This window comes from Leptospira abararensis, assembly GCF_016918735.1.
GTDB lineage: Bacteria > Spirochaetota > Leptospiria > Leptospirales > Leptospiraceae > Leptospira_A > Leptospira_A abararensis.
In genome coordinates this window covers 70,260-95,710 of record NZ_JAFFPR010000029.1, presented here as the reverse complement: position 1 = coordinate 95,710, position 25,451 = coordinate 70,260, and the positions used below count along the sequence as shown (strand labels likewise).

At 39.3% G+C, this 25,451-nt stretch carries 24 protein-coding genes; 11 read left to right on the top strand and 13 right to left on the bottom strand.

Going from position 1 to position 25,451, the window contains the following annotated elements:
- Positions 1 to 186: 186 nt before the first annotated feature.
- From JWG40_RS10245 to JWG40_RS10235, 3 genes are all read right to left on the bottom strand, one after another.
- The gene (locus tag JWG40_RS10245) at positions 187 to 1,989 is read right to left on the bottom strand and encodes a PAS domain S-box protein (protein WP_205285713.1); all 1,803 of its coding nucleotides are present in this window, start codon (positions 1,987 to 1,989) and stop codon (positions 187 to 189) included.
- Between the two features lie 228 nt (positions 1,990 to 2,217).
- Complete coding sequence (locus JWG40_RS10240) at positions 2,218 to 2,688, bottom strand: GNAT family N-acetyltransferase (protein WP_205285712.1); 471 nt, start codon at positions 2,686 to 2,688, stop codon at positions 2,218 to 2,220.
- 231 nt (positions 2,689 to 2,919) lie between these two features.
- Positions 2,920 to 4,086: an acyl-CoA dehydrogenase family protein gene (locus JWG40_RS10235; protein ID WP_002986503.1), complete on the bottom strand. Its 1,167-nt coding sequence runs from the start codon at positions 4,084 to 4,086 to the stop codon at positions 2,920 to 2,922.
- Positions 4,087 to 4,144: 58 nt separating this feature from the next.
- Here JWG40_RS10235 and JWG40_RS10230 point away from each other — a divergent pair, with 58 nt between their 5' ends.
- From JWG40_RS10230 to JWG40_RS10215, 4 genes are all read left to right on the top strand, one after another.
- The gene (locus JWG40_RS10230) at positions 4,145 to 5,218 is read left to right on the top strand and encodes an alpha/beta hydrolase (RefSeq protein ID WP_205285718.1); all 1,074 of its coding nucleotides are present in this window, start codon (positions 4,145 to 4,147) and stop codon (positions 5,216 to 5,218) included.
- 47 nt (positions 5,219 to 5,265) lie between these two features.
- Positions 5,266 to 5,970, top strand: a complete 705-nt coding sequence (locus JWG40_RS10225) for an SDR family NAD(P)-dependent oxidoreductase (RefSeq protein WP_205285711.1) — start codon at positions 5,266 to 5,268, stop codon at positions 5,968 to 5,970.
- 171 nt (positions 5,971 to 6,141) lie between these two features.
- Positions 6,142 to 6,960 carry an arylamine N-acetyltransferase family protein gene (locus JWG40_RS10220; protein WP_205285710.1) on the top strand — a complete coding sequence of 273 codons (819 nt, stop codon included), beginning with the start codon at positions 6,142 to 6,144 and terminating at the stop codon, positions 6,958 to 6,960.
- A 55-nt stretch (positions 6,961 to 7,015) separates the two neighbouring features.
- A complete protein-coding gene (locus JWG40_RS10215) occupies positions 7,016 to 7,381 on the top strand; it encodes a DUF4180 domain-containing protein (protein WP_205285709.1) in 366 nt (121 codons plus the stop codon).
- Between the two features lie 64 nt (positions 7,382 to 7,445).
- On the opposite strand, the gene JWG40_RS10210 is transcribed toward JWG40_RS10215, so the two are convergent.
- Both JWG40_RS10210 and JWG40_RS10205 read right to left on the bottom strand, forming a co-directional pair.
- A complete protein-coding gene (locus tag JWG40_RS10210; protein WP_205285708.1) occupies positions 7,446 to 7,961 on the bottom strand; it encodes an SRPBCC family protein in 516 nt (171 codons plus the stop codon).
- Positions 7,942 to 8,301: an ArsR/SmtB family transcription factor gene (locus tag JWG40_RS10205; RefSeq protein WP_205285707.1), complete on the bottom strand. Its 360-nt coding sequence runs from the start codon at positions 8,299 to 8,301 to the stop codon at positions 7,942 to 7,944. The genes JWG40_RS10210 and JWG40_RS10205 overlap by 20 nt, the downstream gene beginning before the upstream one ends.
- A 134-nt stretch (positions 8,302 to 8,435) precedes the next feature.
- Here JWG40_RS10205 and JWG40_RS10200 point away from each other — a divergent pair, with 134 nt between their 5' ends.
- The 4 genes from JWG40_RS10200 (at position 8,436) to JWG40_RS10185 (ending at position 11,688) form a co-directional block, all read left to right on the top strand.
- The gene (locus tag JWG40_RS10200) at positions 8,436 to 9,059 is read left to right on the top strand and encodes a YiiX family permuted papain-like enzyme (protein ID WP_205285717.1); all 624 of its coding nucleotides are present in this window, start codon (positions 8,436 to 8,438) and stop codon (positions 9,057 to 9,059) included.
- Between the two features lie 70 nt (positions 9,060 to 9,129).
- The gene (locus tag JWG40_RS10195) at positions 9,130 to 9,882 is read left to right on the top strand and encodes a rhomboid family intramembrane serine protease (RefSeq protein ID WP_205285706.1); all 753 of its coding nucleotides are present in this window, start codon (positions 9,130 to 9,132) and stop codon (positions 9,880 to 9,882) included.
- Between the two features lie 139 nt (positions 9,883 to 10,021).
- On the top strand, positions 10,022 to 10,864 hold the full coding sequence (locus JWG40_RS10190) for a hypothetical protein (RefSeq protein ID WP_205285705.1): 843 nt from the start codon (positions 10,022 to 10,024) through the stop codon (positions 10,862 to 10,864).
- A 104-nt stretch (positions 10,865 to 10,968) separates the two neighbouring features.
- A complete protein-coding gene (locus JWG40_RS10185) occupies positions 10,969 to 11,688 on the top strand; it encodes a glycosyltransferase (RefSeq protein WP_205285704.1) in 720 nt (239 codons plus the stop codon).
- 21 nt (positions 11,689 to 11,709) lie between these two features.
- Here the strand turns inward: JWG40_RS10185 and JWG40_RS10180 are convergent, their stop codons facing one another.
- The 3 genes from JWG40_RS10180 to JWG40_RS10170 form a co-directional block, all read right to left on the bottom strand.
- Positions 11,710 to 12,981 carry an adenylate/guanylate cyclase domain-containing protein gene (locus tag JWG40_RS10180; protein WP_205285703.1) on the bottom strand — a complete coding sequence of 424 codons (1,272 nt, stop codon included), beginning with the start codon at positions 12,979 to 12,981 and terminating at the stop codon, positions 11,710 to 11,712.
- A 99-nt stretch (positions 12,982 to 13,080) separates the two neighbouring features.
- Entirely contained in the window at positions 13,081 to 14,292 is a 1,212-nt protein-coding gene (locus JWG40_RS10175) for an NADP-dependent isocitrate dehydrogenase (RefSeq protein ID WP_205285702.1), read from the bottom strand.
- Positions 14,293 to 14,338: 46 nt separating this feature from the next.
- Positions 14,339 to 14,905 carry a hypothetical protein gene (locus tag JWG40_RS10170; RefSeq protein ID WP_205285716.1) on the bottom strand — a complete coding sequence of 189 codons (567 nt, stop codon included), beginning with the start codon at positions 14,903 to 14,905 and terminating at the stop codon, positions 14,339 to 14,341.
- Positions 14,906 to 14,983: 78 nt separating this feature from the next.
- Between JWG40_RS10170 and JWG40_RS10165 the strand changes: the two genes are divergently transcribed.
- Positions 14,984 to 15,358, top strand: coding sequence for an LIC_13246 family protein (locus JWG40_RS10165; protein WP_205285701.1), 375 nt, complete (start codon positions 14,984 to 14,986; stop codon positions 15,356 to 15,358).
- A 56-nt stretch (positions 15,359 to 15,414) separates the two neighbouring features.
- On the top strand, positions 15,415 to 16,449 hold the full coding sequence (locus JWG40_RS10160; protein ID WP_205285700.1) for a hypothetical protein: 1,035 nt from the start codon (positions 15,415 to 15,417) through the stop codon (positions 16,447 to 16,449).
- 75 nt (positions 16,450 to 16,524) lie between these two features.
- On the opposite strand, the gene JWG40_RS10155 is transcribed toward JWG40_RS10160, so the two are convergent.
- Positions 16,525 to 17,472 (bottom strand): MBL fold metallo-hydrolase, encoded by a 948-nt coding sequence (locus tag JWG40_RS10155; RefSeq protein WP_205285699.1) that lies wholly within the window; start codon positions 17,470 to 17,472, stop codon positions 16,525 to 16,527.
- A 48-nt stretch (positions 17,473 to 17,520) separates the two neighbouring features.
- Here JWG40_RS10155 and trmB point away from each other — a divergent pair, with 48 nt between their 5' ends.
- On the top strand, positions 17,521 to 18,180 hold the full coding sequence (trmB, locus tag JWG40_RS10150) for a tRNA (guanine(46)-N(7))-methyltransferase TrmB (protein ID WP_205285698.1): 660 nt from the start codon (positions 17,521 to 17,523) through the stop codon (positions 18,178 to 18,180).
- Positions 18,181 to 18,249: 69 nt separating this feature from the next.
- On the opposite strand, the gene JWG40_RS10145 is transcribed toward trmB, so the two are convergent.
- The 4 genes from JWG40_RS10145 to rsgA all read right to left on the bottom strand — a co-directional run bounded on the left by JWG40_RS10145 (position 18,250) and on the right by rsgA (position 25,446).
- Positions 18,250 to 21,849 (bottom strand): tetratricopeptide repeat protein, encoded by a 3,600-nt coding sequence (locus JWG40_RS10145; protein ID WP_205285697.1) that lies wholly within the window; start codon positions 21,847 to 21,849, stop codon positions 18,250 to 18,252.
- Entirely contained in the window at positions 21,846 to 23,459 is a 1,614-nt protein-coding gene (locus tag JWG40_RS10140) for an LIC10124 family lipoprotein (protein WP_205285696.1), read from the bottom strand. The genes JWG40_RS10145 and JWG40_RS10140 overlap by 4 nt, the downstream gene beginning before the upstream one ends.
- On the bottom strand, positions 23,456 to 24,427 hold the full coding sequence (locus JWG40_RS10135) for a FecR family protein (RefSeq protein ID WP_205285695.1): 972 nt from the start codon (positions 24,425 to 24,427) through the stop codon (positions 23,456 to 23,458). The genes JWG40_RS10140 and JWG40_RS10135 overlap by 4 nt, the downstream gene beginning before the upstream one ends.
- Before the next feature lie 65 nt (positions 24,428 to 24,492).
- Complete coding sequence (gene rsgA / locus JWG40_RS10130) at positions 24,493 to 25,446, bottom strand: ribosome small subunit-dependent GTPase A (RefSeq protein ID WP_205285694.1); 954 nt, start codon at positions 25,444 to 25,446, stop codon at positions 24,493 to 24,495.
- Positions 25,447 to 25,451 lie beyond the last annotated feature (5 nt).

Below are 25,451 nucleotides of genomic sequence, written 5' to 3'. Positions count from 1 at the left end.
ATTTGATCAAAACGGGAGCCTTATCCACTGAAGAAGAACGGCAAAGTTTGGACCATCTCATCGAATCTGCTAAGGAATTGGACAGTATCATTCAGGACATTGTGCTAAAATCCCAACGTGTCATAGTTCCCTGAATTAATTATTGAAGACCGCTTAATTTATCTTGCTTCTTCTACTAAATTAGTTCTAATTCGTAGCCATGGTTTTCTCAACTTTCCTTTCAGACTTAATTCTTTCCTTAATTTCCTTAGCAGATTCGATGAGATGGTCCAAACTTTGCCGTTCTTCTTCAGTGGATAAGGCTCCCGTTTTGATCAAATCCACAATTCCCATAATTTTTGCCAAAGGGTTACGAACTACATGGGACTGGGTCCAAGCAATGGCCTTTAATTTTTCGTTTTGTGTCTGGATGGCTGTAATTTGGAAAACACGTTCTGTCACATCATGGAAGTTATCTACAATCCCACCAATGTTTTCATCCTCAATCAGATTGGTAATGGTAGACTCCACCCACCGCCAAGAACCATCTTGGTGTTTGATTCGAAAATTATGGCTCGGCAAGGAATTCCCTTGAGGGATGGAACAAACCTCTTCCAAGCGTTTGATGATTTTGGGAACATCATCCGGGTGCAAAAAATCGAATAAGTTCATATGCATTGCATCCGATTCCGAATATCCTAAAACTTTAGTGATCGAAGGAGATACATATTTTGCCTTCCCTTCGGTGCTTAGTATGGCAATCACATCAACACCATTTTCCACAAGAGCACGGTAACGTTTTTCGCTTGCGACAAGTTCCATTCGTTTGGCCATCAAATCCGTGATGTCTTTAGAAAAACAAGCAAGTCCAGTGATTTGATCTTCTGGATTTCTGATCGGATTGAAAAATACCTCTCGGTGTTCTTCGAGTTGGGTGATGGGGCTAATAAACCTTTCATACGTTTTGAAACGCTCTCCCGAAAGCCCCCTTTCATAATAACCCTTCCATTTTTCATAGAAGGCTTCTCCTTGGTTCATAATGAGAACCGAATCACCTTCCTTGGCAGTAGTTCCCAGAAGAAATCCCATCACATCTAAAAAGCTTTGGTTTGCTGCAATCAAACGGAACTTAGAATCCAATGACCAAATCAAATCGGAAGTTCCATTAATGAGGGCTTCTTGATTTCGTTTGATGCGAATGAGTTTTTCTTCACTGATGACTTTGTCTGAAATATCACGAGTTACACTAAGAACAGATATGATCTCTCCAGTTGGGTTAGTCAAAGGAACGGCAGTACTTTCCATCCATCTTTCCGTACCTTTTAGTCCGATGATACGAAACCTTGTACTCGACTTGATTCCTTGCAAAGCGCGATTATGAATTGATTGATAGAATTTCAAATCCATGGGATTCACTAAGTTTTCTACCTTTTGTCCCACCGCATCCTCAGGACAGTCTGCCTCAATCATTTGTAGGCCAGCAGGATTCATCTCGACAAGGATTCCGTCTGGCGAAACTACTTTCACACATTCTGGTTCTGATTGCAGGATGGTACTAAGACGCGATTCTTGTTGTTTTAAAGTTTGATAAGCTTCTCTTTGTTCGGTGATGTCTTGGAAGATTCCTACAATTTGTAAGGGCTCATTTTTTTCATTCCGAATGACATCTGCAAGAGATCGAACATGTTTGACTTTTCCAGTCGTGGTGATGAGCCTACATTCTAAATCATAAGCGATTCCTGTTTCTAATACCTCTTTCATATGTTGCATGGCATGTTCACGGTCATCGGGGTGGACAGATTGAAATCCTGTTTCTAAGTCTACGGGCATAGAGGAAGGATCCATTTCTAAAATATGGAATACGCCCTCTGACCAATGGAGAGTTTTATTTACGAAGTCTACGTCCCAGTGACCAATTTTTGCCAAAGATTCCATCTGGCGTAAAATCAATTCGTGTTTGTTTTTTATTGCATTAGGGGAATTTTTTTTTTCACTTTCATTCTTTTTCACAACGAATCTTTACCCCCACTCAAAAATCAGAAGTATGATTCTGTCAGACTAAGAAAACGGAGTCAGCCCTTTTTTTAATTAAAATTTGAAAATCTAACATACTTAAGATGGATAATACTACTGCCAGGGATACGAAGGATGCCAAAGGCACCCTGATTTGCCGTTAGGCAAACAGGGGGGAGCGAACGCGGACTCCGGAGTAGCCCGCCCGGGCAGCCAGAAAATAAATCAGATTATTTTTTTCTCAAAACAGATGGCAGTGGGATCCGTGATCCATTTACCAAACGCTTGAATTTCATAGAATCCGAAATTTTTGTATAATGAAAGAGCTTCTGGTTGGGGTGCACCCGCTCGTAGAACCATGAAAGAATAACCGTCGCTTTGGGCTTGTTTTTCTAATTCACTTAACAATGATATGGCGACTTTATTTTTTCGAAACTTGGGAAATACATAAACCGCATCCAACTCACACTGTGAATCACTGAATTTTGTATAAGCAACTGATCCCATCACTTCCCCCGTTTCGAGATCTTCGGAAATGAGAAACCTACCTTTCGGTGGCAAAAAATCTTGGAAATCCATTGGGTTGGGTGCTTGGAAACCATATCGGTTTTGGATTTCCTCCCAAAGATGATCGATACAAAGCCTGGAGTTTTGATCTAAATTTGTCACCGTTCTCGTTTTGATATTTTGATTCATAAATGTAGAAAGATGAACTTATGATTAGAAAAAATTGCAAAGACAATTTTTTGGTGGAGGAAAATGGGGAGGTGTTGTAAAGGGAAGTCATTGGGTGGCGGGTGGACGCACCCCACCCAATTCAGGGCGGGGATACATATATCCATCCTGTACCAACTCTAACGATCCCCAACATACAAAAAAGCCCCCATTTCTGGAGGCTTTCCCACTAACAATCGCTAGTGAATCGAATTAATCTTTTTTAGATGCTGCTTCTTTGATTACGTAAGCTGCAATTTCGTTCTTTTGGATTTGAGTGGTTCCTTCGAAGATAGTGAGGATTTTAGAATCTCTCATTAACTTCTCAACAGGATACTCTTTTGTGTATCCGTATCCACCAAAAATTTGAACGGCATCAGTAGCACACTGAACTGCACATTCAGATGCGTAAGCTTTTGCAATCGCAGAGTATTTTGGAAGGTTAGGATCGTTTGCATCAGAAAGACGAGCTGCTTTGTAAGTGATTTCTCTTGCAGTTTCTACTTTGATAGACATATCAGCTAACATGTGTTGCACTGCTTGGAAAGTTCCGATTTTAACACCGAACTGTTCTCTCTCACGTGCGTAACGAGCTGCATGGTCAAGTGCTGCTTGTGCCACACCCACACCCATAACGGCTACGAAGGGACGAGAAGCATTCAATGTTTGGAGTGCGTAAACGAAACCAAGGTTTTCTTTTCCTACGAGTGCGTCTTCACCCACTTCACAATCTTCAAAAATGACTTGGTGAGTGGAAGAAGCCCGGATTCCGAGTTTGTCTTCTTTTTTACCAACGGTGAGACCTTTGGCACTACGTGGAACGTAGAAACAAGACACACCACGTGTTCCGCGGTTTTTATCAGTATAAGCAAATACAGTAAAGGCTTGTGCATCGGAAGCACCAGTGATCCATTGTTTCGCTCCGTTGATGATCCATTTGTCGCCTTTTTTCTCAGCGCGAGTGGTCATACCAGGAACGTCTGAACCAGCACCTGGTTCAGACAAACAAAAAGAAACTCCGAACTTTCCGTCCGCAATTTCTGGAAGCCATTTTAATTTTTGTTCGTGAGTGGCACCTTTAAGAATAGGAAGAATTCCAAGACCTGTGTAAGCAAACCCAAGAGCGATTCCTAGGCATCCACGAGAAAGTTCCTCGATCGCTAAACACTGTTCAATCGCGCCGAGTCCCCATCCACCGTATTCTTCCGGAATGACAAGACCGTTAATTCCTAGTTCCGAACGCATTTTATTGATGAGTTCTGTTGGGTGTTGGTTCTTCTCATCCCAGTGCAATGCTACTTCATGTGGGATTTCTTTTCTTACGAAGTTACGAACTAAATCTCTGATTTCAAGTTGTTGCTCTGTGAATTGGCTATACATTCCGGGATGTTCCTTCTGAGAATGGGTATTTACTACCTTTTTTCGTACGACCCTTCCCCTGCCAAGGGTTTTTCTCTCTTTACAAGAAAGCAAATACAATGTTATATTTTCCATTTGTATGGCTAAATCGTGTTCTTTATTCCACAACCTTCGACAGTTGTCTACTGTCTTCCTGATCACTGTTTCCTTCGTCCTTGTTTCTTGCAGTGGACGACCGAACTACCAACCAAAAGCAAATCTAAGTTATGCGAACTTTGAGGTTTACTTCCAAGAGAAGTTAGCCGAAAGCAAACGAAAGAACCACAGACCGGGTAACGAAGAACGTTATATCAGTTTTGGTAAAAAAACTCCCCTCGCTTTTTTGTACATCCATGGATATGGTGCCTCTCGTGCAGAAGGGGAAGAAGTAATGGAAAAGTTGGCTAAAAAATTTAAAGCCAATACGTACTTACTTCGTCTGCCCGGTCATGGAACGAACAAAGAAGACCAAAGAGATCAAAATTTTAACAACTACTTAGATGCATCTAGAGAAGCATTGTATATGATGCAATCACAAGGTGACCGCGTGGTTGTGTTTGGAAGTTCGATGGGTGGACTTCTTGCGACTTGGCTTGCTTCCGAGTATCCAGAAGAAGTGGATGGTCTCGTTTTAGCGAATCCATTTTATGCACCTGTGGATAGTAGTTTGAATTTGTTTAATTATCCTGGTGGACTTACCTTCATTCATTTGCTGAAAGGAAAAGTGAGAGCCTCCGTACACAATAACAATCCCAAAGTTTTACCAGAAAGAAATAACTACTGGTATCCCGAGCAGTATTTCGCAGCCCTCGTTGGTGTGAATGATTTACGAAACTATGCGGCGGTTCCTGAAGTCTTTCGAAAGGTAACTTCACCCGCATTACTTCTGTACTACTATAAATCCGACAAAGAACAAGATCCAACGGCCAGTGTTCCGAAAATGTTAGAAGGATATACAAACTTTGGATTGGATAAAACACCAAACCCACTGAACAAAAAAGTGGCGGTGGAAAATGGAATGCATGTTCTAATGTCTAAATGGGTCATCACGGACAAAGCTTTTATCGAAGCTCAAACAGAAAAATGGCTCACGGAACTTTCTAAATCGAAATAAAGTCAGTCTATTAATTGTATTGAAACAACCAAAGGAGATTTGATTCCATGAAAGAATCCAAGGAACGCATAGCACTTGTCACAGGGGCCAACCGAGGGATTGGAAAACAAGTCTCCATTGATTTGGCGAAACAAGGAATCTATGTTCTCATAGGTGCCAGAAACCCCAGTGAGGCAGAGGATACTTTGGCCGCCGTAAAGGCTGTCGGTAAAGGAGAAATCATCTCCCTTGATGTTTCCAAGGAACAAAGTATCAGCGAAGCACTGGATACCATCACAGGAAGTTTTGGCAAATTAGACATTCTAGTAAACAACGCAGGGATCTTTGCCGATCCTGGCTCCTTTTATGATACCACAACTGAAGACTTACACAGAACCCTTCTCGTCAATCTCTATGGCCCTTTTCGTTTGATTCAGACATTTCTACCGATGATGATCCAAAACAATTTTGGGCGAATTGTGAATGTAAGTTCTGGGATGGGACAGTTATCCGATATGGGTGGTGGTTATCCCGCTTACCGTATTTCCAAAACATCTATCAATGCACTTACCAGTCTTTCGAGTGTGGAAGCTGTTGGTAAAAACATCAAAATCAATTCCGTTTGTCCTGGTTGGGTGAAAACCGATATGGGGGGAGCTAGTGCCACAAGGCCCGTAGAGAAAGGTGCAGAAACCATAGTCTGGGCGGCAACGTTACCGGACAGCGGGCCTACGGGAAAGTTCTTTCGGGATAAGAAGGAGATTGGTTGGTAGGGGGTTTTTAAGTGAAGTTTCTTTTTCGTTTGCAATCGATTGATTGTATTGAACGAACACTTACCATCTAGAACTTTTCTGGAATGAATTTTCAGCAAGCAAGAGTTATGTGACATGCCAAGAAGTTTCATATATTTGAATTAGATTTATAAAATATTTAGGATGTGATTTTTGAATGATAATCAATTTTTAGATGCATATTTTGATAGAATTGGGTATAAAGGACCCTCTAATCCTTCCCTTGATTTGCTGAACAAAATCACTTTTGCACAGGTGCAAAACATACCGTTTGAGAACTTAGATATTTTGTTAGGTAAAAGTATTGATATTAGTTTAGATTCAATTTTTGAGAAATTAATAATTCAGCGTCGTGGAGGGTATTGTTTTGAGCAAAATGGACTTCTCTTATCTGTTCTAAAAAAATTAGGATTTGAAGTAACTCCTATCAGTGCTAGGGTTCGCTTAGATAAATCGAGAGATTACACTCCTCCTCGAACCCATGTTTTTCTTCGTGTAGAACTTAATGGGCTTTCATGGTTAACTGATGTTGGAGTTGGAGGAGTATCATTAACATCAGCTATTCAATTAATACCAAATATTGAACAAAAAACAAATCACGAAACAAGACGAATTCTTTCTGAAAATAATAAATTTTATCATCAAGTTCTTTTCCCCAGTGGCTGGGTTGATGTCTGTGAATTTACACTGGAAGAAATGCCTGAAATTGATCGTGAACTAGCAAATTGGTTCACAAGTGCTCATTCAAAATCACATTTTAAAGATCGTTTAATAGTTGCACAAGCTGGAGATGATGGAAAAAGACAAACACTTGTAAACAGAGAATTATCTGAACGAGATAAAAATGGCATAGCCCATAAATCAATAATCAATTCACCGGAGGAATTATTAGTAATTCTTAAAGAAAAATTTAATCTTATATTTCCTGTAGGAACTGAGTTCAAAACTCCTGGTTTGCAGTGGGATAAATAATTTTACAAAATTGAAGACTACACTTGAGAAACTTGAAACGTCGCATAGCAACCCAATGAACATTCGCAAAACACAAAAAAATAATATAAATATCGCCCTAGTCGAATCTGACAAACCAGTTTTCACAGACGCATCCTCAGCCCTTGACTTTTTTGCCACAATCCAATACGATTCGCAATGTGAACGTTTTGTTCTGAAACAATCCCATTTCCCCGAAAGTTTCTTTGATCTAAAAACTGGACTTGCAGGGGAGGTATTACAAAAAATTGTGAACTACCGAATGAAACTCGCCATCGTTGGTGATTTTTCGATTTATTCCAGTAATAGTCTAAAAGATTTCATTTATGAAATGAACAAAGGAAAAGATGCTTTTTTTCTGAATTCTGATGAGGAAGCAATTGATCGCCTAAGTAATATTTAGCGAATTTAAAAAAATAAAAATATCCATGCCCTAGTTGGTTCCCTTGGAGGCATGGATCCAATTTTTAAATGATCTCTACTAATAATTTATCAAGTTCCAGGTAACATTCCGCCATTCCATCCGCTGCTCCAGATTCTACCATCATCTTACATACTTCCGCGGAACCATATCTACATAGGTGTGTCATAAGCGTTTTATCACCTTCGGTAGTGAAGGTCCGCGATTCAAATGTAGCAGCCGGATCTTCGGGTGCATTTGGATCAAAGGTGGACATATCCATCACATAATTCTCGCTATTGGCTAATTTTTCAGGTACGATCACTTCTTTAAAAGTCCCATAAACGCCGGATTTATTTCCCTTGGCATCCATATAAAGATAAAGGTATTTGCCACCAACCTTAAGATCTTGTTCGCAGGTTTCAAGAACCATACCTTCGGGACCAATGAGCCAACGGCGCATTAACTCAGGTTTGGTGTGACAGTCGAATACCAATTCACGCGGTGCGGCGAAGTAACGCTTAAACACAACTTCGGTTTCGCTTCGAATTTCCATCTTCACTTCATTTTTTTCGGTTTTCATTTTGTTTATCTCCCTTTGATTGCATTGTTTGTAATTCTTCCAAAAGTCCATCTAACACCTGATAGCGCGACTCCCACATCTGGCGGTATTTTTCCATCCAATCAATCGCGTTTTTAAGTGGTGCGGTTTCCAAACGGCGGGGTCGTTCTTGCGCACGAATGGTTGTCGAAACGAGGCCAGCTTCTTCTAGCACCTTTAGATGCCGGGAAATGGCAGGCTGGCTCATCTGGAAAGGTTTTGCCAGTTCCATGACCGTGGACTCCCCATTGGCAAGGATCATTAGAATTTCCCGTCGTGTGGGGTCTGCGAGGGCTGCGAATGTGGAATCGAGTGTTTGCATAACCATCTTGTTATATAAACAATTGACTATATATATTCCCAGAGTCAACCGTTTTTTTGGCGGGATATTCTCTAAAGATGCTTTTTGATCGAATATTTATATAGGAACGTGGATCAATAGACGTACCTCAAATGATGAAATTTAAATTCTTTTTATTTTATATAAACGTCCTTCTCCTGACTTCCCTTTACGCGAAGTCTTTGAATCAATCATTATTGTCAGAGGGAGATATTATTTTCCAGGAATCGCTTTCAGAACAAGCCACAGCGATTAAACTTGCGACTAAATCCCGTTATACTCACGTTGGAATTATCTTTAAATATGGGAACACATACAAAGTTTTAGAAGCAATAGAACCTGTCAAAATTACAGACTTAAACTTGTTCATTCAAAGGGGAAAAAATAAACATTTCGTCATCAAAAGAATCAAAGGTGCAAAGGAAATCCTCACCCCAGAAAGAATCTCTCAAATGAAAAATTATGGAAGTTCCTTACTTGGAAAACATTACGACCTTTACTTTGAATGGTCGGAAGATCGAATCTATTGCACAGAACTTGTTTGGAAAATGTACGAAAAGTTCACTGGACTAAAAATAGGAAATTTAAAAACTCTAAAGGATTTCGATATTTCATCAAATCAGGTTCAATCTTTGATGAAAAAAAGATATGGAAAGGGAATTCCCTACTCTGAACCGGTCATTTCACCGGTAGACATGATCAACTCAACCGAACTAATTACAATCTTAGAAAACAAATGAATTGTGAAGTTCTTATAATCTTGATTCTAGATCCAAATACACAATTTTAGATAAGAAGAGTCAACTAACAATGTTCGTATTCGAAAAAGCTAACCATAACTTTAGAAAACCAATCCTAACCTTTGGATTTATTTTTTTGTCTATGATTACTTTGTTTTTAAGTGATCCGGAGTCTTACGCATTTACACCGAACAAAGAGCTTGGATTCAACTTACTTTATTCCTTTTTCTTTAACTCTTCTTTTACAGAATGGCTCACCAATGCCATTTATTTATATATGTTTGCTGACAATATTGAAGACGTTGTCGGGCATTTTTATTTTTTCGTTCTATTTCTTTTTTTTGGGATTTTGGCCAATTTAACTTACTTTTTCTTCCATATGAATTCGATTGTTCCCGTTATTGGAACATCAGGTGTCATCTCAGGAATTCTTGGGATGTATTATGTTTTTTTCCCTAATGTAAAAAGTATGATGGTGTTCGAAAAAACTACTTTCCATGACGTACCAATATTTATCAGTCTCAGTGTCTGGATTCTTATCCAATCTTATTTCTATATAGTTGAATTGGACCACCAAGTTCGAAGTGTTTATGGCGGACAAGTAGTGGCATTTTTATCAGGTATGACCATCGCCCATATTTTAGTTCGTAATCAGTTTTTGGATCGACTGGAGCATAATCTAAGATTATCAACTTTCATCAATAAAACCGTCCTTTGTCCTTCCTGCAACAAACCAATCCCTGCCAAAAAATATGGAAGGTTTCATTGTTCGGCCTGTAATACAAAGTTCTTTTTCGATCGTCATGGAAAGAAATTCCTATAACCATATCTTTAGAATGAAATATTTTGTTAGCTAAATCATACAAAACATTCACTAAAAACATCGAATCATTCAATTTCTTATCGACAATTTATTTCCAATGCCTAGAATCCTCCGTTACCTTGCCATTGGAGAACTATAAATGCAAAGAATCTCGTTCCTTTTTCTGGTCATAGGTTCCTTCCTATTTCCTTTATCAGCGGAAGAAAAACCAAGTCCTCCTGGTGGCCCTCCGAAGGAAGGTTACTATATCATTACTTACAAAAACTATTCTATTAATTTGGAAATCAATACTAACGGATACGATGTTCGAGATGGAGATTCCAATGAAGATTCTTCTGGACAAGCAGATATCAACTATTGGATTTTACCTGGTAAAAACAAAATTAAGCTCCGACTGACAGAAAGAAAAGGAAAACAAAAAGAAAACGAGGGTCTTTCTAAAGAAGCGGAAGTCAAACTATACATAGGTCAGAAAGGACAATTTCCTGACGAAGGAATTTTATTACAAAGTTTTCAATGGCCAACTTTCACCAAAGCAAGTTTAGGTGAATGGGTTGAGTTAGAATTTGATCCACCTTTTCTTCCACCAAGCCAACTGTGGAAACAAGCGGAAATCATTACACTTACCAAAGAAAAGGAAATCTCTATCATAGAGTTTGCAAAAGAATTCACAAAAATTCTCAACTCAAAGGATACAAATCAAATCCTGTCCTGGATTCAATTTCGTGCCAAAGACACATCTGAAGTTCGTTATTATCCATTTGTCGAAGCGGACGAACTCAAATCGATCGCTGGTATGACAAAAGCCGTAGGTTCCACTTGGAAATTAGATACGAAGAATATTAAATATACCTTACTTTGTAACGACCAAATCCTCAATGTGACCAACAAAAAAGGAGAACCCATCATCACTTCTAAAAAAGGTGCTGCTATTCCTCTCTACGTAAGTTGGATGGGCGGTAAGTGGGTCATCGTTCGCTAAATCATAGATGGAATACATACAAGGTGGAGTAATTTACTTGATTTCCCCCCTCGCATGTTTTCCACTGCTTAGGTAGTTTCAATTAAACCGTTCTATCTGTTCTCATGGTTAAAAATCATCTCAGCCTAGTCATTCCCTCTTACTGTGAATCCGAAAGACTTCCCCTCTTTCTGGAATCTCTTCTAGAAACATTCAAAGGTTCCAACTCTGTTGAATTCATTGTTGTCGATGATGGAAGTCCACTGAAGGAATTCAATAGTCTAAACATTAAAATCAAACATTTACTTTCTAACCCTCAATTAAAAATACTACGCCAAGAAACAAACTTAGGAAAAGGAAGCGCCATTCAATTGGGACTAAAAAATGCCAAAGGAAATTATTATGGTTTTGTAGATGCAGATGGTGCAACACCTGCCTACGAAGTACTACGAATTTGGAACTATACGAATGATCACAAAGAGATAGACTTACTTGCTGGTTCGAGAATCATCATGATGGGACGGAATGTCAAAAAGTCTTTCTACAGACATCTTACAAACCGTATTTTTTCATTTTACTTTACCTTAGTTTTTAAAATTCAAATGTATGATCCTCAGTGCGGATGTAAAATCTTCAAAAAATCTGCATATTTAGCAGTCATTCAAAAAATCTCCGACTTACGCTGGTTATGGGATACACAGTTATTAGTTTTGTTAATTAGAAATGGATTTAAAATTGTGGAATTTCCTGTTGATTGGCAGGACATCCCTGGGTCCAAATTTAGTTTTCTAAAAGATTCCGGTCGTGTAGTCCTATCAACTTGGAAGTATCGAAACATTCATTAACGAAAAGGAAATTTCACAACCCTAATATTTTTTCTTAAGTCTTTCCGAAATGGCAAAAATTTTCTGTGGAGAACCAATCCCTTTCAGCTTGTGTTCTCCGAGTTCTTCCCAGCGAACAGGAATTTGGTTGGCTAAATTCTCAGAAGCTAAAACTGCCTTTCCTAACTCCCCGCACATCCCTGCAATCCGACTGGTTAGGTTGACGGCCTCCCCGATCACAGTAAAATCCAGTCTCTCGGTTGAACCTATATTCCCATAAAGGATTTCACCAGAATGGAGTCCCACCCCGTGATGAATCGGAAGTTTTGTCTCTTTTTCTCTTATTTGGTTGTGGAGAAACAAATCCTCACCTAATCTTCTAACGGCGAGAAGAACTTTTTTTCCAACATAGGTTTTATTAGATTCTGTATAGGGAAATACTGCTAAAATTCCATCTCCCAATAGTTTTAAAACTTCGCCGCCATGGGCTTCGATGAGTGGGATTGCCAAACCAAAATAGTCATTTAACAACTGTATGACTTCTGGTGGTGATAGTTTTTCACTCATACCAGAATAATTTCGAATGTCAGAAAACCAAATTACTGATTGAATTTTATCCAATTCTCCCAAATAGATTTTACCCGAATACACCGTAGATCCAGTTCTTTTACCCAGATAAATACTGAGTAAAGATTCCGTAAGTTCTGACTGGATGAATGTCCACCATTTGAGGGCCACCATATTCAATGCTTTTGTAAGAAAGTCCAATTCCACGTCAGTAAATCCATCTGGTTTTGCTGTGAGTAAACTTAAGAAAGCATAACTATTTCCTTTTTGAATCACAGGTATGGCAAAGTAACCCGTCCCTCCTATGGGAGCCAATTCCTCTAAAATAGGGTAAGGATACTCTCCCTTAAAACCTTCCGTAAAACGATAGTAATAGGTTTTATTTGTAGTGAGTACATATTGTATGGGGCTTGCAGCAAATTGTGTCGATTGGATCGAACCTAATCGAAATTTAGTTTCCCGTATAAAGGCATCGGGAAATTCAAACCACCTACCAGAATGAAAGAGAGGATTTGCTTGAAGATCAAAAAGTTCCTTTTGACTTTTGGGAGCCCAGAGGTAGGCCAAAGTTTCCACTTGTGGGTGTAGGGTGCGGGTCCCCATATTCCCTCGAATGATTTGAAAACCTAATGTTTGTAAGTATTCAATAAAAGAATGAAATAGTAATGAAGGTGAATCTATTTTGGGAATTTCACCTAAATACCAATCCATAAATGAATCTAATAGCGATTTTGGAACATTCGACATGGATTTTTAATAGAATTGGAGAAGTAAAGAAAGGCAAGGAATTATTAAAAAGAAAACATCACACCCTGCCAAACGACAGGGTGCACAAGGGATACAAACTTATTTCAGTTTGGAATCCAATCGTTTTTGTACAGCTTCCATAAATTGGAAAGTATCAAGCTCCGTTTTTTTCGCAGCTGTTGAAAGAGAAAGTAAGTCTTTTGTCATCTCGCCACCTTCAATGGTTTCAATGATAGCTTCTTCCAATTTCAGAGCAAAGTTCACAACATCGGGAGTTCCATCAAGTTCCCCACGTTTCGCAAGAGCTCCCGTCCAAGCAAAGATAGACGCTACAGAGTTTGTCGAAGTTGTTTCCCCTTTTTGGTATTTACGGTAGTGGCGAGTCACAGTTCCGTGTGCCGCTTCATACTCATACTTTCCATCGGGTGATACTAAAACAGAAGTCATAAGACCAAGGGAACCAAAACCAGAAGCAACCATATCACTCATAACGTCACCGTCGTAGTTCATAAGCGCCCAAAGTTGTCCACCTTCGTTTTTCATGATCTGTGCAACAGCATCATCAATGAGGTAATAACTATAAGTAATACCTGCAGCTTTCATAGCACCATCTTGTTCTTTTGCCATGTTATCAAAGATATCACGGAAACGAGCATGGTATTTTTTAGAGATCGTATCTTTTGTTGCAAACCAGATGCTGATTTTTTCAGACAAAGCATAAGTAAAACAAGCCTTTGCAAAAGATTTGATGGATTCATCTAGGTTGTGCATTGCAAGAGCTACACCAGCACCTTTGAATTCATTTACGAGTAGTCTTTGTTTTTCTTTTCCAGAAGCATCTGTATAAACAAGTTCTACTTTTCCTGGGCCATCGACTAGGATTTCCACATCACGGTAAATATCACCATAAGCATGTCGTCCAATTGCAATTGGTTTTTTCCAAGAGTTCACAGCTGCTGGAATATTTTTGATAATGATTGGTTTACGAAAAACTGTTCCATCTAAAATAGCACGGATAGTTCCGTTAGGTGATTTCCATTCTTGTTTTAAGCTGTATTCTTTTACACGGTCTGCGTTTGGAGTGATAGTGGCACATTTAACACCTACGCCATGTTTTTTGATCGCGTTAGCTGAATCTACAGTGACTTGGTCATCCGTTTTATCACGGTATTCAACACCTAAGTCGTAATATTCCAAAGTGATGTCTAAATAAGGGTGGATGAAACGATCTTTAATTTCTTTCCAGATAATTCTTGTCATTTCATCGCCGTCTAACTCAACAAGCGGTGTTTTTACTTTAATTTTTCCCATTGATTTCTCCTAAACTCGGTACATTTTTGATTCGTTTAAAATACAGTTATGTTGGATTTGCCATGTACAAATTCCATAGATAGTGACAAAACTCCGTAGAATTATTGATCGCTCCTGAAATGGTATGAATTCCCGTGAGGGATGTATATCTTTTTCTATAGGCATCACGATCGGAAATCCCAGAAAGTTTTGTTTCCAAGCGAACAAGAATCTCTTTCCAAGATTCGCATTGTTCTTTTACCAAAGGATCTTTGGCTTTGATCCGAAGGTCTTCAGCCTTCGCAATCTGAATCTCCCAAAAGTGAGAGGGAAATGCAGGAGGTGTGTATCTGTCTCTGATGGCTTCTAAATCCTTTTCTATTTCTTGGTCTTTGAAAGCGGTAAAAAAGAAAAATCCACTGATGCGTAATGAAATGGGTAAATAAAAACTAAAGGTGCGATCAGTCGAGACCATCTGTTGGAGAGTCCACTGCGGTGATTTTCCGGCTGGTCTTTTTTCTAAAAAGGACTTTGCATCCAATGCAGCCAATTCATCGAAACAGTATTGGGCAAACCGGAGTTTCTCTTTCCAGAATATTTCTAAAATCTCCGTTACCATATCCGTTTCGTTCATCCTGGATAGGGGAAAGTATTTTTCAAGTGAGAATCCTTTTTTAAGAACCAAAGTCAAAGCTCCCTAACCCCAGTGGGCATGAAAGAAACTGAAGATTCCTGGCGCGAACTCATGACAAAAAAAGAAGAATTCTTACATATCTTACGAATTCTGAACCACTACTACGAAATGCGAGGGGAAACTAAGTCCAAACAATTTGCCTTCCGCCAGACTTTGGCCGATTCTTCTCCTGAATCGGTTCAGATTTTCTTCTCAAAACTCGGACCTTTTGAATACCAGGTCGCCTGCCGTATCCTTCCAGAAGAACATATAGAAACCTGGATCCATATCGATGGAATCGCCGAAGAAAGAGAACGGCTCGGACAAATTGGCAATACGGAACATCCTGTGTTTTCTCTCGTTTGTCTCGGAGACCTGTTTGCCATTTCTCATCCCAGCACTGTTTCCATTTAAAGGAAAACCCCAAGAAAAATCTTGATTCTTTTCCAAGCACGCGTTAGGATTTGCCGGTGTTTCGGCAATTCTTTCGATTGGCTTGTCTCTATCTCCTTTTTGCAGTGCTGCCCACAGAAAATCTACTGGCTCAAGATTTTAAAACCCAACATTTCCCCGAAGAAGGTTATCTCCAAGCTTGGAATTTTACCTTTCGCAACGAAAAATACAATTTATTTGCCACTTTCCTTGTTAGTAATTTTGGACCTGGCTCACATAACAATGGTATATCGTTACTTTTAAAACCGAAAGACCAACCCGTGTTTTATTCCACTCGTGAATTCGACGCCGATGAGTATGAATCAAAAAAAGGACTGTTCTACCAAAGAAGCGGAGAAAATTGGATGGAATACAAAAACGGAATTTATTCCTTCTATATGAACTATGGAGACTGGGAAATTAAATTAGACTACAAACCAAGGAGAGGTTCCGTTCCTATCTCCAAAGGAAGATATCCACTCAAAGAAGAAGGTAAATTTGTCCAAGCCGACATACCTTTTTCATACTCTCAAGTGACAGGAACCATTCGATACAAAGACACCACAGAAGAAATCAAAGGTGTGGGAGGGTTGGAACATATTCTTTCGAACGAGGCAGTCTACCAATATTCTAAAAAATGGGAACTTGTCCGATCCATAACAAAAGACGGACATAGAATCTTTACCGGTGGGTTCGTAGGGAATGCTGATTTTCCTGGTGCTTTTTTTCGTCGAGTGGCAGTATTAGATAACTCAGGTCATATGGTTTTAGAGGGAACGGTAGAACGAGCCGAAGTTTTAGATTGGGAAAAAGAACCTACATCTGGTTATACGATCCCAAAAACAGAAGTTCTCTATTTTAACGAAGGAAAATGTTCCCTGCTTGTCAAACGAACACGCCCAATTGCCACAATGAGTGCACTAGAAAACATTTCTTCGTTTTTAAGATTCTTTATCCAATTGTTTTTTGCCAAACCATACCAAATTCATTGGTATGCAGATCTAAAACTAGATTGCCCCGATTGGTCTGGTGAAGCAAAAGGTTACCACTCCAACTATCTAATCAACGAATGATTGAACCAAAAATCCTAAAAAAATGAATTCAAACAATCTAGATCAACTCTCTATACATGAGAAGATTTCGATTTTCTAAAGGATAAATTTTTGTCCTTCGTGGGCAATATGTACCTGCATACCACCTGGTTTGATTAACCTAGCTTCATCTAAAATAATACGTGCCACTTCATGGTCTGTATGGTCCGGTTCATGATGAGTGAGAACTACGGAACGAATCTCCATCATTTCTGCAAACTCTACTGCCTTACTCACAGCTGTATGCCCCCAACCTAATTTTTTTTCCGCCTCAGCAGTGCTATACTGTGCATCGATAATGATAAGATCGGCACCTGCAATCTGAGGTTTCATTTTGATCAGGTGTTCACGGTCTTCTTCCCTGTATTCAACATCCGTACAGAAAAGGAAAATTTTATTTCCTTCTCGAATTCGGTATCCAGTACAAGATCCAGGATGACGAAGTCCAAAAGGAATGATCTTGAGACCACCTAACATATATGATTCGAATTCCTTCCAAAGGTGGAAATGTTTTTTCGATGCCATTTGTTGGAAAGTAATAGGGAAATTTTCGGGATGTTGTTGGCGAACTAACCTTTCTTCTAAGTTTTCAATACATGAGTAAAAATGAATATTACAAGAAGGAGAATAACCGGGTTTAAAAAAAGGCCAACCTTGGATATGATCCCAATGCGTATGGGAAACAAGGATATGGATGTCCATATCTTCTCCGCTAAAAGCTTGCGGTGCCATTTGGTTGCCAAGGACACGAAGCCCTGTACCCATATCTAAAATGACTTTTTCACCGCCATCGCCTTCAATGAAAACACAGGTTGTGTTTCCGCCCAAATCTTGAGAAAGGGGGATGGGTAGATGGTTTAAAAATTCCTCTTCTGAGAATCCGGTGGGATCCTTTCGCCACTCTTCTTTGGCCATTTGGAGAATCTTTAAAGTTTTCTCCCTTTGTTCTGGTTTAGAAATCGGTGTGGGGAGAGAACCTCGAACACCAAAAAGAGTTATTTTCATCTAGTTCCTTTTAAAAATCCTGACATTACATCATCGGAAGGAATGCAATTGTTAGTTAGCCCGGAAATCCAAGAAAAACTCTGGAAGTTTACTACCAAGACTTCCTACCAATCAGACTATCTCCTGCAACCTAAAGACCGAGGAAAAAAAATCGACCTAAAAAAATCTTTCCCGGAAGCGATCCAAAACTTTGTTTTGGAACTTGGATCGGGTTGGGGTGAAGTCGCCATTGAATTGGCAAATGGCGACCGCCAAACAGGTTACCTACTGATGGAAAAGAAGGTAAACCGGATCATTCATACCGAAAAACAGCGAAAAACGCTCGGTCTAGAAAATATCCGCTATATGACAGTTAACTTCCAGTGGTTCTTCGATGAATTACTCGAGAAAGAAATTTTTGACACCATCATTATCAATTTCCCAGACCCTTGGCCCAAGAAAAAACACCGTAAAAACAGACTCATGCAGGCCGATATGTTAGAGCAGATTTATGATTTATTAAAACCAGGTGGAAGGTTGTTATTTGCGACCGATTACGGCCCTTATGCGAGGCGAACCATTTCCCTATTTCGAAAATTTCCCAAATTTGTTTGGGAGAAAAAAGAATATGAGTTCGAAAGGCCAGGTTTCCCTGTTTCTTTTTTCGAAACCGAAAAAAGAAATGAAGGGAAACGAATTTACTATCTAAATCGAATCAAACCTAAATAACTCGATCTATGTAGGAACAACGATTCCTACATAGAAACAGGTAAGTTTTCTTCTCTTTCGGCCTCTCTATTAATCTACAGTGACAGTACTGATCCTAAGGCCATCACGATCACCCTTCCACGGAACAGGAGTTTTCTCCCGCCCTTTGATTAAGAGTAATTCTTTTGATCTACCTTCCACAACAAGCCCATCCAAAGGATAATAAAAATCTCCTTCTATAGAATAGGAATCTTTCCACTTAGAGCCACCTTTCCAAAGATAGGCGGTATTTTCCGTATTGATAAGCAATGACTCTGGATTTTTGACAACGGAGCGAATGGTATCTGTATTTCCTAGGGAATACAATTTTGCTTTTTCGGTTCCTTCAAAGATTTGATTTCCTAATTGAACCAAACAAGATTCTTCCAGACATCCAATGATTTGAGCCGATTCCTTTGTATCCTTTTTAACCACAGGATTTGATACCTTTTTGTCTTTATCGGGATTAGAACTGGAGCCAATGGCGAACACTTGAATTTGGAATTCTTTCTTTAAATCTCGAAGGACAAAAAGTTTCCCTTCTGCTGTATGAGAAAAACTTAAGAAATCGTTTCCATTCCATTCTTCCTCAATTTCTAAATTGGGGTTTGTTCTTACAATCTTACGATCGTTCCCTTTTTCTTTTTCCAAAAGAAGTAAAAATCCATTCCCTTCAGCCGAACCTTGTTTGACTTTCCAACCCACAAGAATCTGTTTTTTGAAACTCATCTTTCCTGATTCAGGATAGATTTTAGTAGCTGAATCATTGGAAATTCCCACAAGTTCTTTACCAGCCACTAACAGTTGGTAAGGAGTAGAAGTATATTGTTTCCAAATCAGTTCCTTCGTGATTCTATCATAACCCACAAGAGCCGTTCCATAATTCACTATGATCCGGTTGGGATATACAATCGGTGTCGAAACAGGAGTTCCCGAAAGATTGAGATCAGTCACATGGAGTGGTTCATCATCTAATGCGTCCGAAGGAAGGAGTCTTGCGTATTTGGTTTCCCCATATTCACGTAAGATTTTTTCTTTTACTTGGTTTCGTTTGGTTTTGACCTTATCGGAAGGAGACTGTTTTTGTTTGGCATCTAAAATTCGAAACTGGGCAAACAATGCTTCGGCAGAAGGTTCTTCTTTGAGAACACGATCAATGATCTTTTCTGCTTCTTCCAATTTGTTTTCTTTGAAATAGATATAAGCTAATTGGATCTCACCGTCCATAAAATCAGGATCTGATTTACGAATGGATTCTAAAATGGATTTTGATTCTTTAGTCAAATCTTCGTTGAAATAAGCAATGGCTAAGTTATAAGAAGAAAGGCCAAATTCAGAATCTTTCACTCTCGCTTTTTCAAACTCTCGTTTAGCGTTATCCATCTGGCCTAATTTATAAAATGCCAAACCTTTCGCTACGTTACTTGGAGCAAAATTTGGATTCACCAAGATGGAACGATCAAATTCCCCAATGGCTGCTTCGTAGTTTTTACGTTTCATGGTCACAAGACCTAACATATAGTAGGCGTAATAGGAATCAGGTTTTTCTCTTAAAATATCGTAAAATCCGTCTTCGGCTCTCTTTAACTCACCTTTTTTATAATAGAAAGAATAGATCCCTTCCTTAAAAGAAATGGCATTTTCTTTGTTGGAGCGGACGGCATTTTCTAAAATGGAAAGGCCTTTTTCTTCTTCACCCTTTTCAATATAACATTCCGCAATTTTTACAAGAAGGGATGCTTTGGGAACTCGGTCATAGGCCTTTTGGTAAGGAGAAACTGCTTCAATGTATTTTTTACGATTGAATAGAGAGTTCCCTTCTTTGACAAAAGGGAGAATCTCCGCAAAACGAGAGTTCTCTGCCACTGTCTTTTCTGTTTCTATCAGTTCTGGAATGTCTTTTGTGTATTTTTTTGACTTTTGAATGAATTCATTGGCACGAGAGTAATTTTCTTTTGAATTTTCCTCTACAGCTCGTTTGTAATACAAACTTCCTAATCGGTAATCGACAGCATCATTGTTTGGGAATTTTTTCTTCAGGCCCATGTAGATGGATTCTGCTTCTTCCCATTTGCTCGCATCTTCTGCAATACGACCCAAAGTGATGGCACTGAAAGGATCTGTGGCAGAAAGAATTTCTAGTTTTTTGATGTATTCTTTTTCCTTTTTGGATTCGCCAGTTTTTGCATACACTCGCGCAAGACCCTGTAAGGCCCCTGGGTTGGTGGCATCCATACGGTAAGCTTCTAGATACGAACCTTCCGATTTTTTGTATTCCCCGAAGGCGAAGTAAGCTCGACCAAACGCATTTTGTGCTGCTGGATTTTCTGGGTTCACACCCATTGCTTTTCCATATTCATCAAAGGCTTGTTTTCGTTTTCCTTGGCGTAGGTATGCGTCACCATCAGCGATAAACTTTTGTGATTCTGCGAGTATCTTTGCTTTGCGGATCTCTTCTTTTTTGGCTTTGGGATGTGACTCTGCTTTTTTTAATACATCTATTGCTTCGTCAAATCGACCCGAATCAATTAACACATAGGCTAAGTTGAGTTTTGGTTCAAAAAAATTGGGATCCCAGGAAGAGGCATCTTGGAAACTAAGAGTGGCCTTTTTAGTTTCTCCCCATTTCCATTCGCATATCCCTTGTTTGTTGCGGATTTCAGCATTTTTAGGAATTTTTTGAACTGCTTGTTTGGAAGTTTTTAAACAGTCGGAATAGTTATGAGTTTGAATATAAACATTACACAACCCCACATAAGCGTTGGGATTTGTATCAGCGAGTGAAATTGATTTTTTAAAACTCTCTTCACTTTCTTTGAGTTTTCCATTTAGTAACTGAGCATTTCCCAAAAAAGACCATACGGAACCATTTTGAGGTTGTAACTCGGTAGCTTTTTTGAATTCAGAAGTTGCCTCAGCATAATTCTTTTTGGCTAAAAAGTCATTCCCTCGTTGGATGAGAGAGGCAATCTTAGTGGAAAGTTTGGCATCTTTTGCTGTTTTTAATTCAGGATTGAGTTTTTCCGCTTTGGCAAAGTAAGCTTCTGCTTCCTCATATCTTTTTAGTTCTAAACAAAGATCCCCTAACTGATTTAACAATTCAATGGGATAAGGAAATTCCGTTTTAGTTTCCAAAGACTTTAGAACCACAAGACTTTCTTGGTAACGACCCAAGTTCTTTAAAAGTAATCCTGTTTTGTAAGTATAAATCGTTTCTTCTGGTTTTAGTTGGCTTAAGGTTTGATAGGTAGAAAGTGCTTCTTCATTTTCTCCCAAAGTGGATTGAACTGTTCCGAGTCCAATGAGAAGTTTTTCATTTTTTGGCTCTAAGTTTTTGCCTTTTTCATAAGCAAGTTTTGCGTTCTCATATTCACCTAACTGGTAATAGGAAGAACCGAGAAGTGAGTAACCATCAATGAGTTCAAAAGTTTTAATGGAGGCTTTTGCTTTTTCTAAAGCAACATCCATGTTTCCTTTTTGGAATTCGTTACTTCCATCGGCGACAAGTTCTCTTGCTTCTTCAATTTTTTGTCGATCCGATACATCGGATTTTTCTACCACTGCATCTTTTACAGTAACAGGTTTGAAATCTCGGGATTGGCAGCCGACAAAAAGAACGACGGTAAAAATTATAAAACTAAGTTGTCTCATTTTTGGAGCCTTTCCTCAAACTTAACCATATCAGGATATCGTATTTTTAAACCTCGAAGAGGTGTGCCCGTAACCGGTGCGTTATGCGGAGTTAACACTCCTAAATTCCAAAAAGTTTCGAAGTTCCATGGAAGTTCTTCCACGGTTTTATTACCCAAAGACAAACGAATCATCTTCTTTTCTATATCGGTAGAAAGTTTGATACTTCTACCTTTGAGGGGGTCTTCTTTGTTCCAACGAAAAGAGGAACGTACAGGGGCTTCTTTTTCTTCCGAAGAAAACTTGATGATATGAAAGTCTGTTTTATCGACATAGATAAGGATGGCATTTTGGCTGTGGTCGGTAAAAGAAAGGCCAACGGCACCATTCAAATCTTTTTCAAGATCTAACACTAGTTCGGCTTCCAGATAATCAGGAATGAGGTCTTCTGAATACACTCCATACCAGCCGGTAGGAAGGTCTTTGTTTTTGGCAAAGGTAAGTTTGCCAGGGAAAGTGGCCGAAAAATTGGGAGAAGCCGATGTTAGGTTCCAAAACTCTTCTGATTCCCAACCCACTCCATCTTCGAGAGAGATAGGTAAGGCAATGGATGTGATTTGTTTTGGTCTAATTTTGATACCCGCTTTTGCATATTCAAAGTTAGAATCTTTTTGGGTGCGAATGAATTGGATCGGATAACTGCCGTAAGGAACACCCGACTCCGCATATTGAGTTTTTCCTTTTTTCTGACCATCCACTACGATATCAAGACCGGCAGGAAAACTAGAAATGACGATGGTTCCTTGAGAGATATCATCATTCCACTCTTGGAACACACGTGTGGTTTTCCCTGCACGAATCAAGATGTTTCGTTTGACCGGATCTTTCCCGGGTTTTGCAAAGGAAAGGGTATGTTTTCCATTGATGAGAGGATAAGAAAGTAAAGGAGCTTTGCCCACTTCCACGCCATCTAAGTAAATGGTGGTTCCGGGTGAGGTGGAAAACACAGAGGCATTTCCTCGCAAAGAGGAGGTAAAATAATTACGCAATTCATCTTCTGATGGAGAAGATACTTCTGCAAAATAAGCAGGGACACTTCCCGTCAAAGGTTGGAGTTGTCTTTTGCCATGGAAAACATCAAAGGATTTTAAAGATTTAACAACAGGTTCTTTTTCCTCTTGGTAAACAAAGATCGCCTTCCCAAAGTTTTGTGACAAAACTGGATCTTTGTACTGGACTTCCACTGAATGTCTTTCGGCATTGCGAGTAAGAGAAAGTTCCAATACCAAATCTAAGTCGGAAACTTCGTTAAATTTTGGATCTGAATCTTTGGGAGCTTTTTTATATAACCCGAGTTTGTTGTGTGGGAAGAGGACTTTCTCTTCGAGTAACAATAAATCAGATTTAGAAAACCCCTCTGGAACTTGTTTCCAGAGGAGGGAAAAATGAGGAGTGGATTTATTTACCAGTCGTTCTTTGTAATCTCTGCCCGAAGGAAGGGGTTCCGACTCACCCAGTTCTGGAGTGATGAACTTAGGTTTTGTAAAACTTCGATTTAAAGTTTCGATCTTTGTGACCGAGGAACAATAACCGACTAAAAAACAAAGGACCGGTAAATAAACATATCTCATTTCGTCTTATCAAAACTCTCTTTAGGTGCTAATTTTAGGGAATCTTTCTGAACATCTTTTTTGATGTATTTTGAATCTTCGATGGACTTAGCAGTTGTAATGACTTCGTCTGATTTAGATTTAGTGATCTCTCGATTTTTCGCTGCTTTTTCCAATTCTTCTACAGAAGATCCAATGTTTAGTTTTTGAAGTTCTTCGTTGTTGGTTCTTAGCTCATTTGCAAGAGACTCAAACTGTAACATCTTAGTATTTTCAAAAGCCAACATTTCTTTCATTTCTGTTAGGGATTGTTTGTCCATTGGTTTGATCATTTTATCAGAAAGTTTAGTTTCATTTCCGACTTCAGCTGTTTTCTGTTTGTCGACAACGATTTCGTTTTCTGAGTTTGATTTACGGATAGCAACCGCACCATCAAGGACAGTATATTTCACTACGCAGTTTCCAGAACCACAAGCAACGTTTCCACCTTTAGCCGAAGGATTTTCTACATTGGTTAGGAAGATCGTTCCACGAACACCCGCAATGGAAGTCGGAGTGACTACACTGAAAGATTCTGTTTTTCTTTCTTTGCGAAGAACAGTCACAAGTTTTCCGTATTGCATGTTCACTTCTGTCGCGCGTGAACCATCGTTTGCTGCAAACGCTTGGCTTACACTAAGAGAAGTATTTTTGTTTAATTTCAAAACTCCGTCTTCACCCACAAGGATTTCCACAGAACCATTTTGACCGGTGACGATGGTATCTTTAGAAGTCAACACATCACCCAAGTTTGGTTTCACTTGTCCACTTTCGCGGATCACAACGACATCACCTTTTACAAAGGCAACAACGACATTACTTTCTTGTTGGGACTTATCTGTAACATTTGTTACAGATTCCTTGGAATCTTTTTGGCAGGCAGTAAAAAACATGGCAAAAATTGCCACAAATCCCATTACCAACAACTGATTGATCATTGTACGTTTCATATTCCTTCCTCCGGAAATAACATTCTAATCATAGATAACAACTGAAGGCTTGGCAACTCTTTTCCCTAATGCCTTTTTGTGACAGCTTTGGACCAATGGTCTCTTCTCGTCACTCTATGGGGATTCTCTAGGCTCTCAATCATGGATTCTAAGCTCTTTTTTCGGGTTTCATCCATAGACTCGTTTAGGTGTTTTCGCATGGAACATTCAGAACCCAGTTCACAGCAATAAATTTCCTTACAAGTTTCTTTAATCTTTCGTAATTCGGGGAAACTTTCCCAAAGTTCAACAGGCGTCAGGTGTAAGATTCCCCATTCTTTGACTCCTGGGGAATCGATAAGAACTGTGTTTTCTTCCAAAAACAGGGCAAAGGAATTGGTGGTGGTATGTTTTCCTTTTTTGGTCGACCCACTCACAAGGTTTGTCCTTTGGACTGTCTTTTTATGAAGATGATTCATGAGAGTAGATTTCCCCACTCCCGAGTTTCCGCATAAAAAGGTTCGTTTCCCACGGATCCTTTCCCATAAAGGCTGGATAGATTCTTCCGAGAGAAGAGAGACTGTCATAACTTCGTAACCTAACTCACGATAGTAAACTTCGCGTTCTTCGATTTCTTCCTCGGAGATGAGATCTTTTTTGGTAAAAATAATGAGAGGGGGGATTTCTGTATGATAAGCAGCCGCAAGCAACCGGTCGATAAATCCAGGTTTTGTTTCGGGATCTTTACAAGAAGCAAGGATGGCTAGCTGGTCTAAGTTAGCACATAACACATGACTATCGCCCCGATCACTCTTTCTTGTTAGGTAATTCTTTCGTTCCATTCGTTCCGAGATGACCCACTCTTCCCCAGAAGACTTTTCGGCAAGAACCATATCTCCAACAACAAAAGGATGGCGCTCCCCTGAATCCTTTAACCGCAACTTACCCTTAAGAATGGCGCGGGCGTACGCAGTTCCTTCTGAATAAATTTCGTAATAAGCTCCGAAGATGCGAGCGATTGTAAATAGTTCTTTACCCAAGTGGA

What these genes read in the sequence shown, in the direction of transcription:
- JWG40_RS10210 (WP_205285708.1), bottom strand. Translation starts at nt 7,961, where the DNA reads ATGAAAACCGAAAAAAATGAAGTGAAGATGGAAATTCGAAGCGAAACC.
- JWG40_RS10185 (WP_205285704.1), top strand. Translation starts at nt 10,969, where the DNA reads ATGGTTAAAAATCATCTCAGCCTAGTCATTCCCTCTTACTGTGAATCC.
- JWG40_RS10155 (WP_205285699.1), bottom strand. Translation starts at nt 17,472, where the DNA reads ATGAAAATAACTCTTTTTGGTGTTCGAGGTTCTCTCCCCACACCGATT.
- JWG40_RS10235 (WP_002986503.1), bottom strand. Translation starts at nt 4,086, where the DNA reads ATGTATAGCCAATTCACAGAGCAACAACTTGAAATCAGAGATTTAGTT.
- JWG40_RS10190 (WP_205285705.1), top strand. Translation starts at nt 10,022, where the DNA reads ATGCAAAGAATCTCGTTCCTTTTTCTGGTCATAGGTTCCTTCCTATTT.
- JWG40_RS10165 (WP_205285701.1), top strand. Translation starts at nt 14,984, where the DNA reads ATGAAAGAAACTGAAGATTCCTGGCGCGAACTCATGACAAAAAAAGAA.
- JWG40_RS10195 (WP_205285706.1), top strand. Translation starts at nt 9,130, where the DNA reads ATGTTCGTATTCGAAAAAGCTAACCATAACTTTAGAAAACCAATCCTA.
- JWG40_RS10140 (WP_205285696.1), bottom strand. Translation starts at nt 23,459, where the DNA reads ATGAGATATGTTTATTTACCGGTCCTTTGTTTTTTAGTCGGTTATTGT.
- JWG40_RS10170 (WP_205285716.1), bottom strand. Translation starts at nt 14,905, where the DNA reads ATGAACGAAACGGATATGGTAACGGAGATTTTAGAAATATTCTGGAAA.
- JWG40_RS10200 (WP_205285717.1), top strand. Translation starts at nt 8,436, where the DNA reads ATGAAATTTAAATTCTTTTTATTTTATATAAACGTCCTTCTCCTGACT.
- JWG40_RS10180 (WP_205285703.1), bottom strand. Translation starts at nt 12,981, where the DNA reads ATGTCGAATGTTCCAAAATCGCTATTAGATTCATTTATGGATTGGTAT.
- JWG40_RS10225 (WP_205285711.1), top strand. Translation starts at nt 5,266, where the DNA reads ATGAAAGAATCCAAGGAACGCATAGCACTTGTCACAGGGGCCAACCGA.
- JWG40_RS10205 (WP_205285707.1), bottom strand. Translation starts at nt 8,301, where the DNA reads ATGCAAACACTCGATTCCACATTCGCAGCCCTCGCAGACCCCACACGA.
- JWG40_RS10175 (WP_205285702.1), bottom strand. Translation starts at nt 14,292, where the DNA reads ATGGGAAAAATTAAAGTAAAAACACCGCTTGTTGAGTTAGACGGCGAT.
- JWG40_RS10145 (WP_205285697.1), bottom strand. Translation starts at nt 21,849, where the DNA reads ATGAGACAACTTAGTTTTATAATTTTTACCGTCGTTCTTTTTGTCGGC.
- JWG40_RS10240 (WP_205285712.1), bottom strand. Translation starts at nt 2,688, where the DNA reads ATGAATCAAAATATCAAAACGAGAACGGTGACAAATTTAGATCAAAAC.
- JWG40_RS10135 (WP_205285695.1), bottom strand. Translation starts at nt 24,427, where the DNA reads ATGAAACGTACAATGATCAATCAGTTGTTGGTAATGGGATTTGTGGCA.
- JWG40_RS10215 (WP_205285709.1), top strand. Translation starts at nt 7,016, where the DNA reads ATGAACATTCGCAAAACACAAAAAAATAATATAAATATCGCCCTAGTC.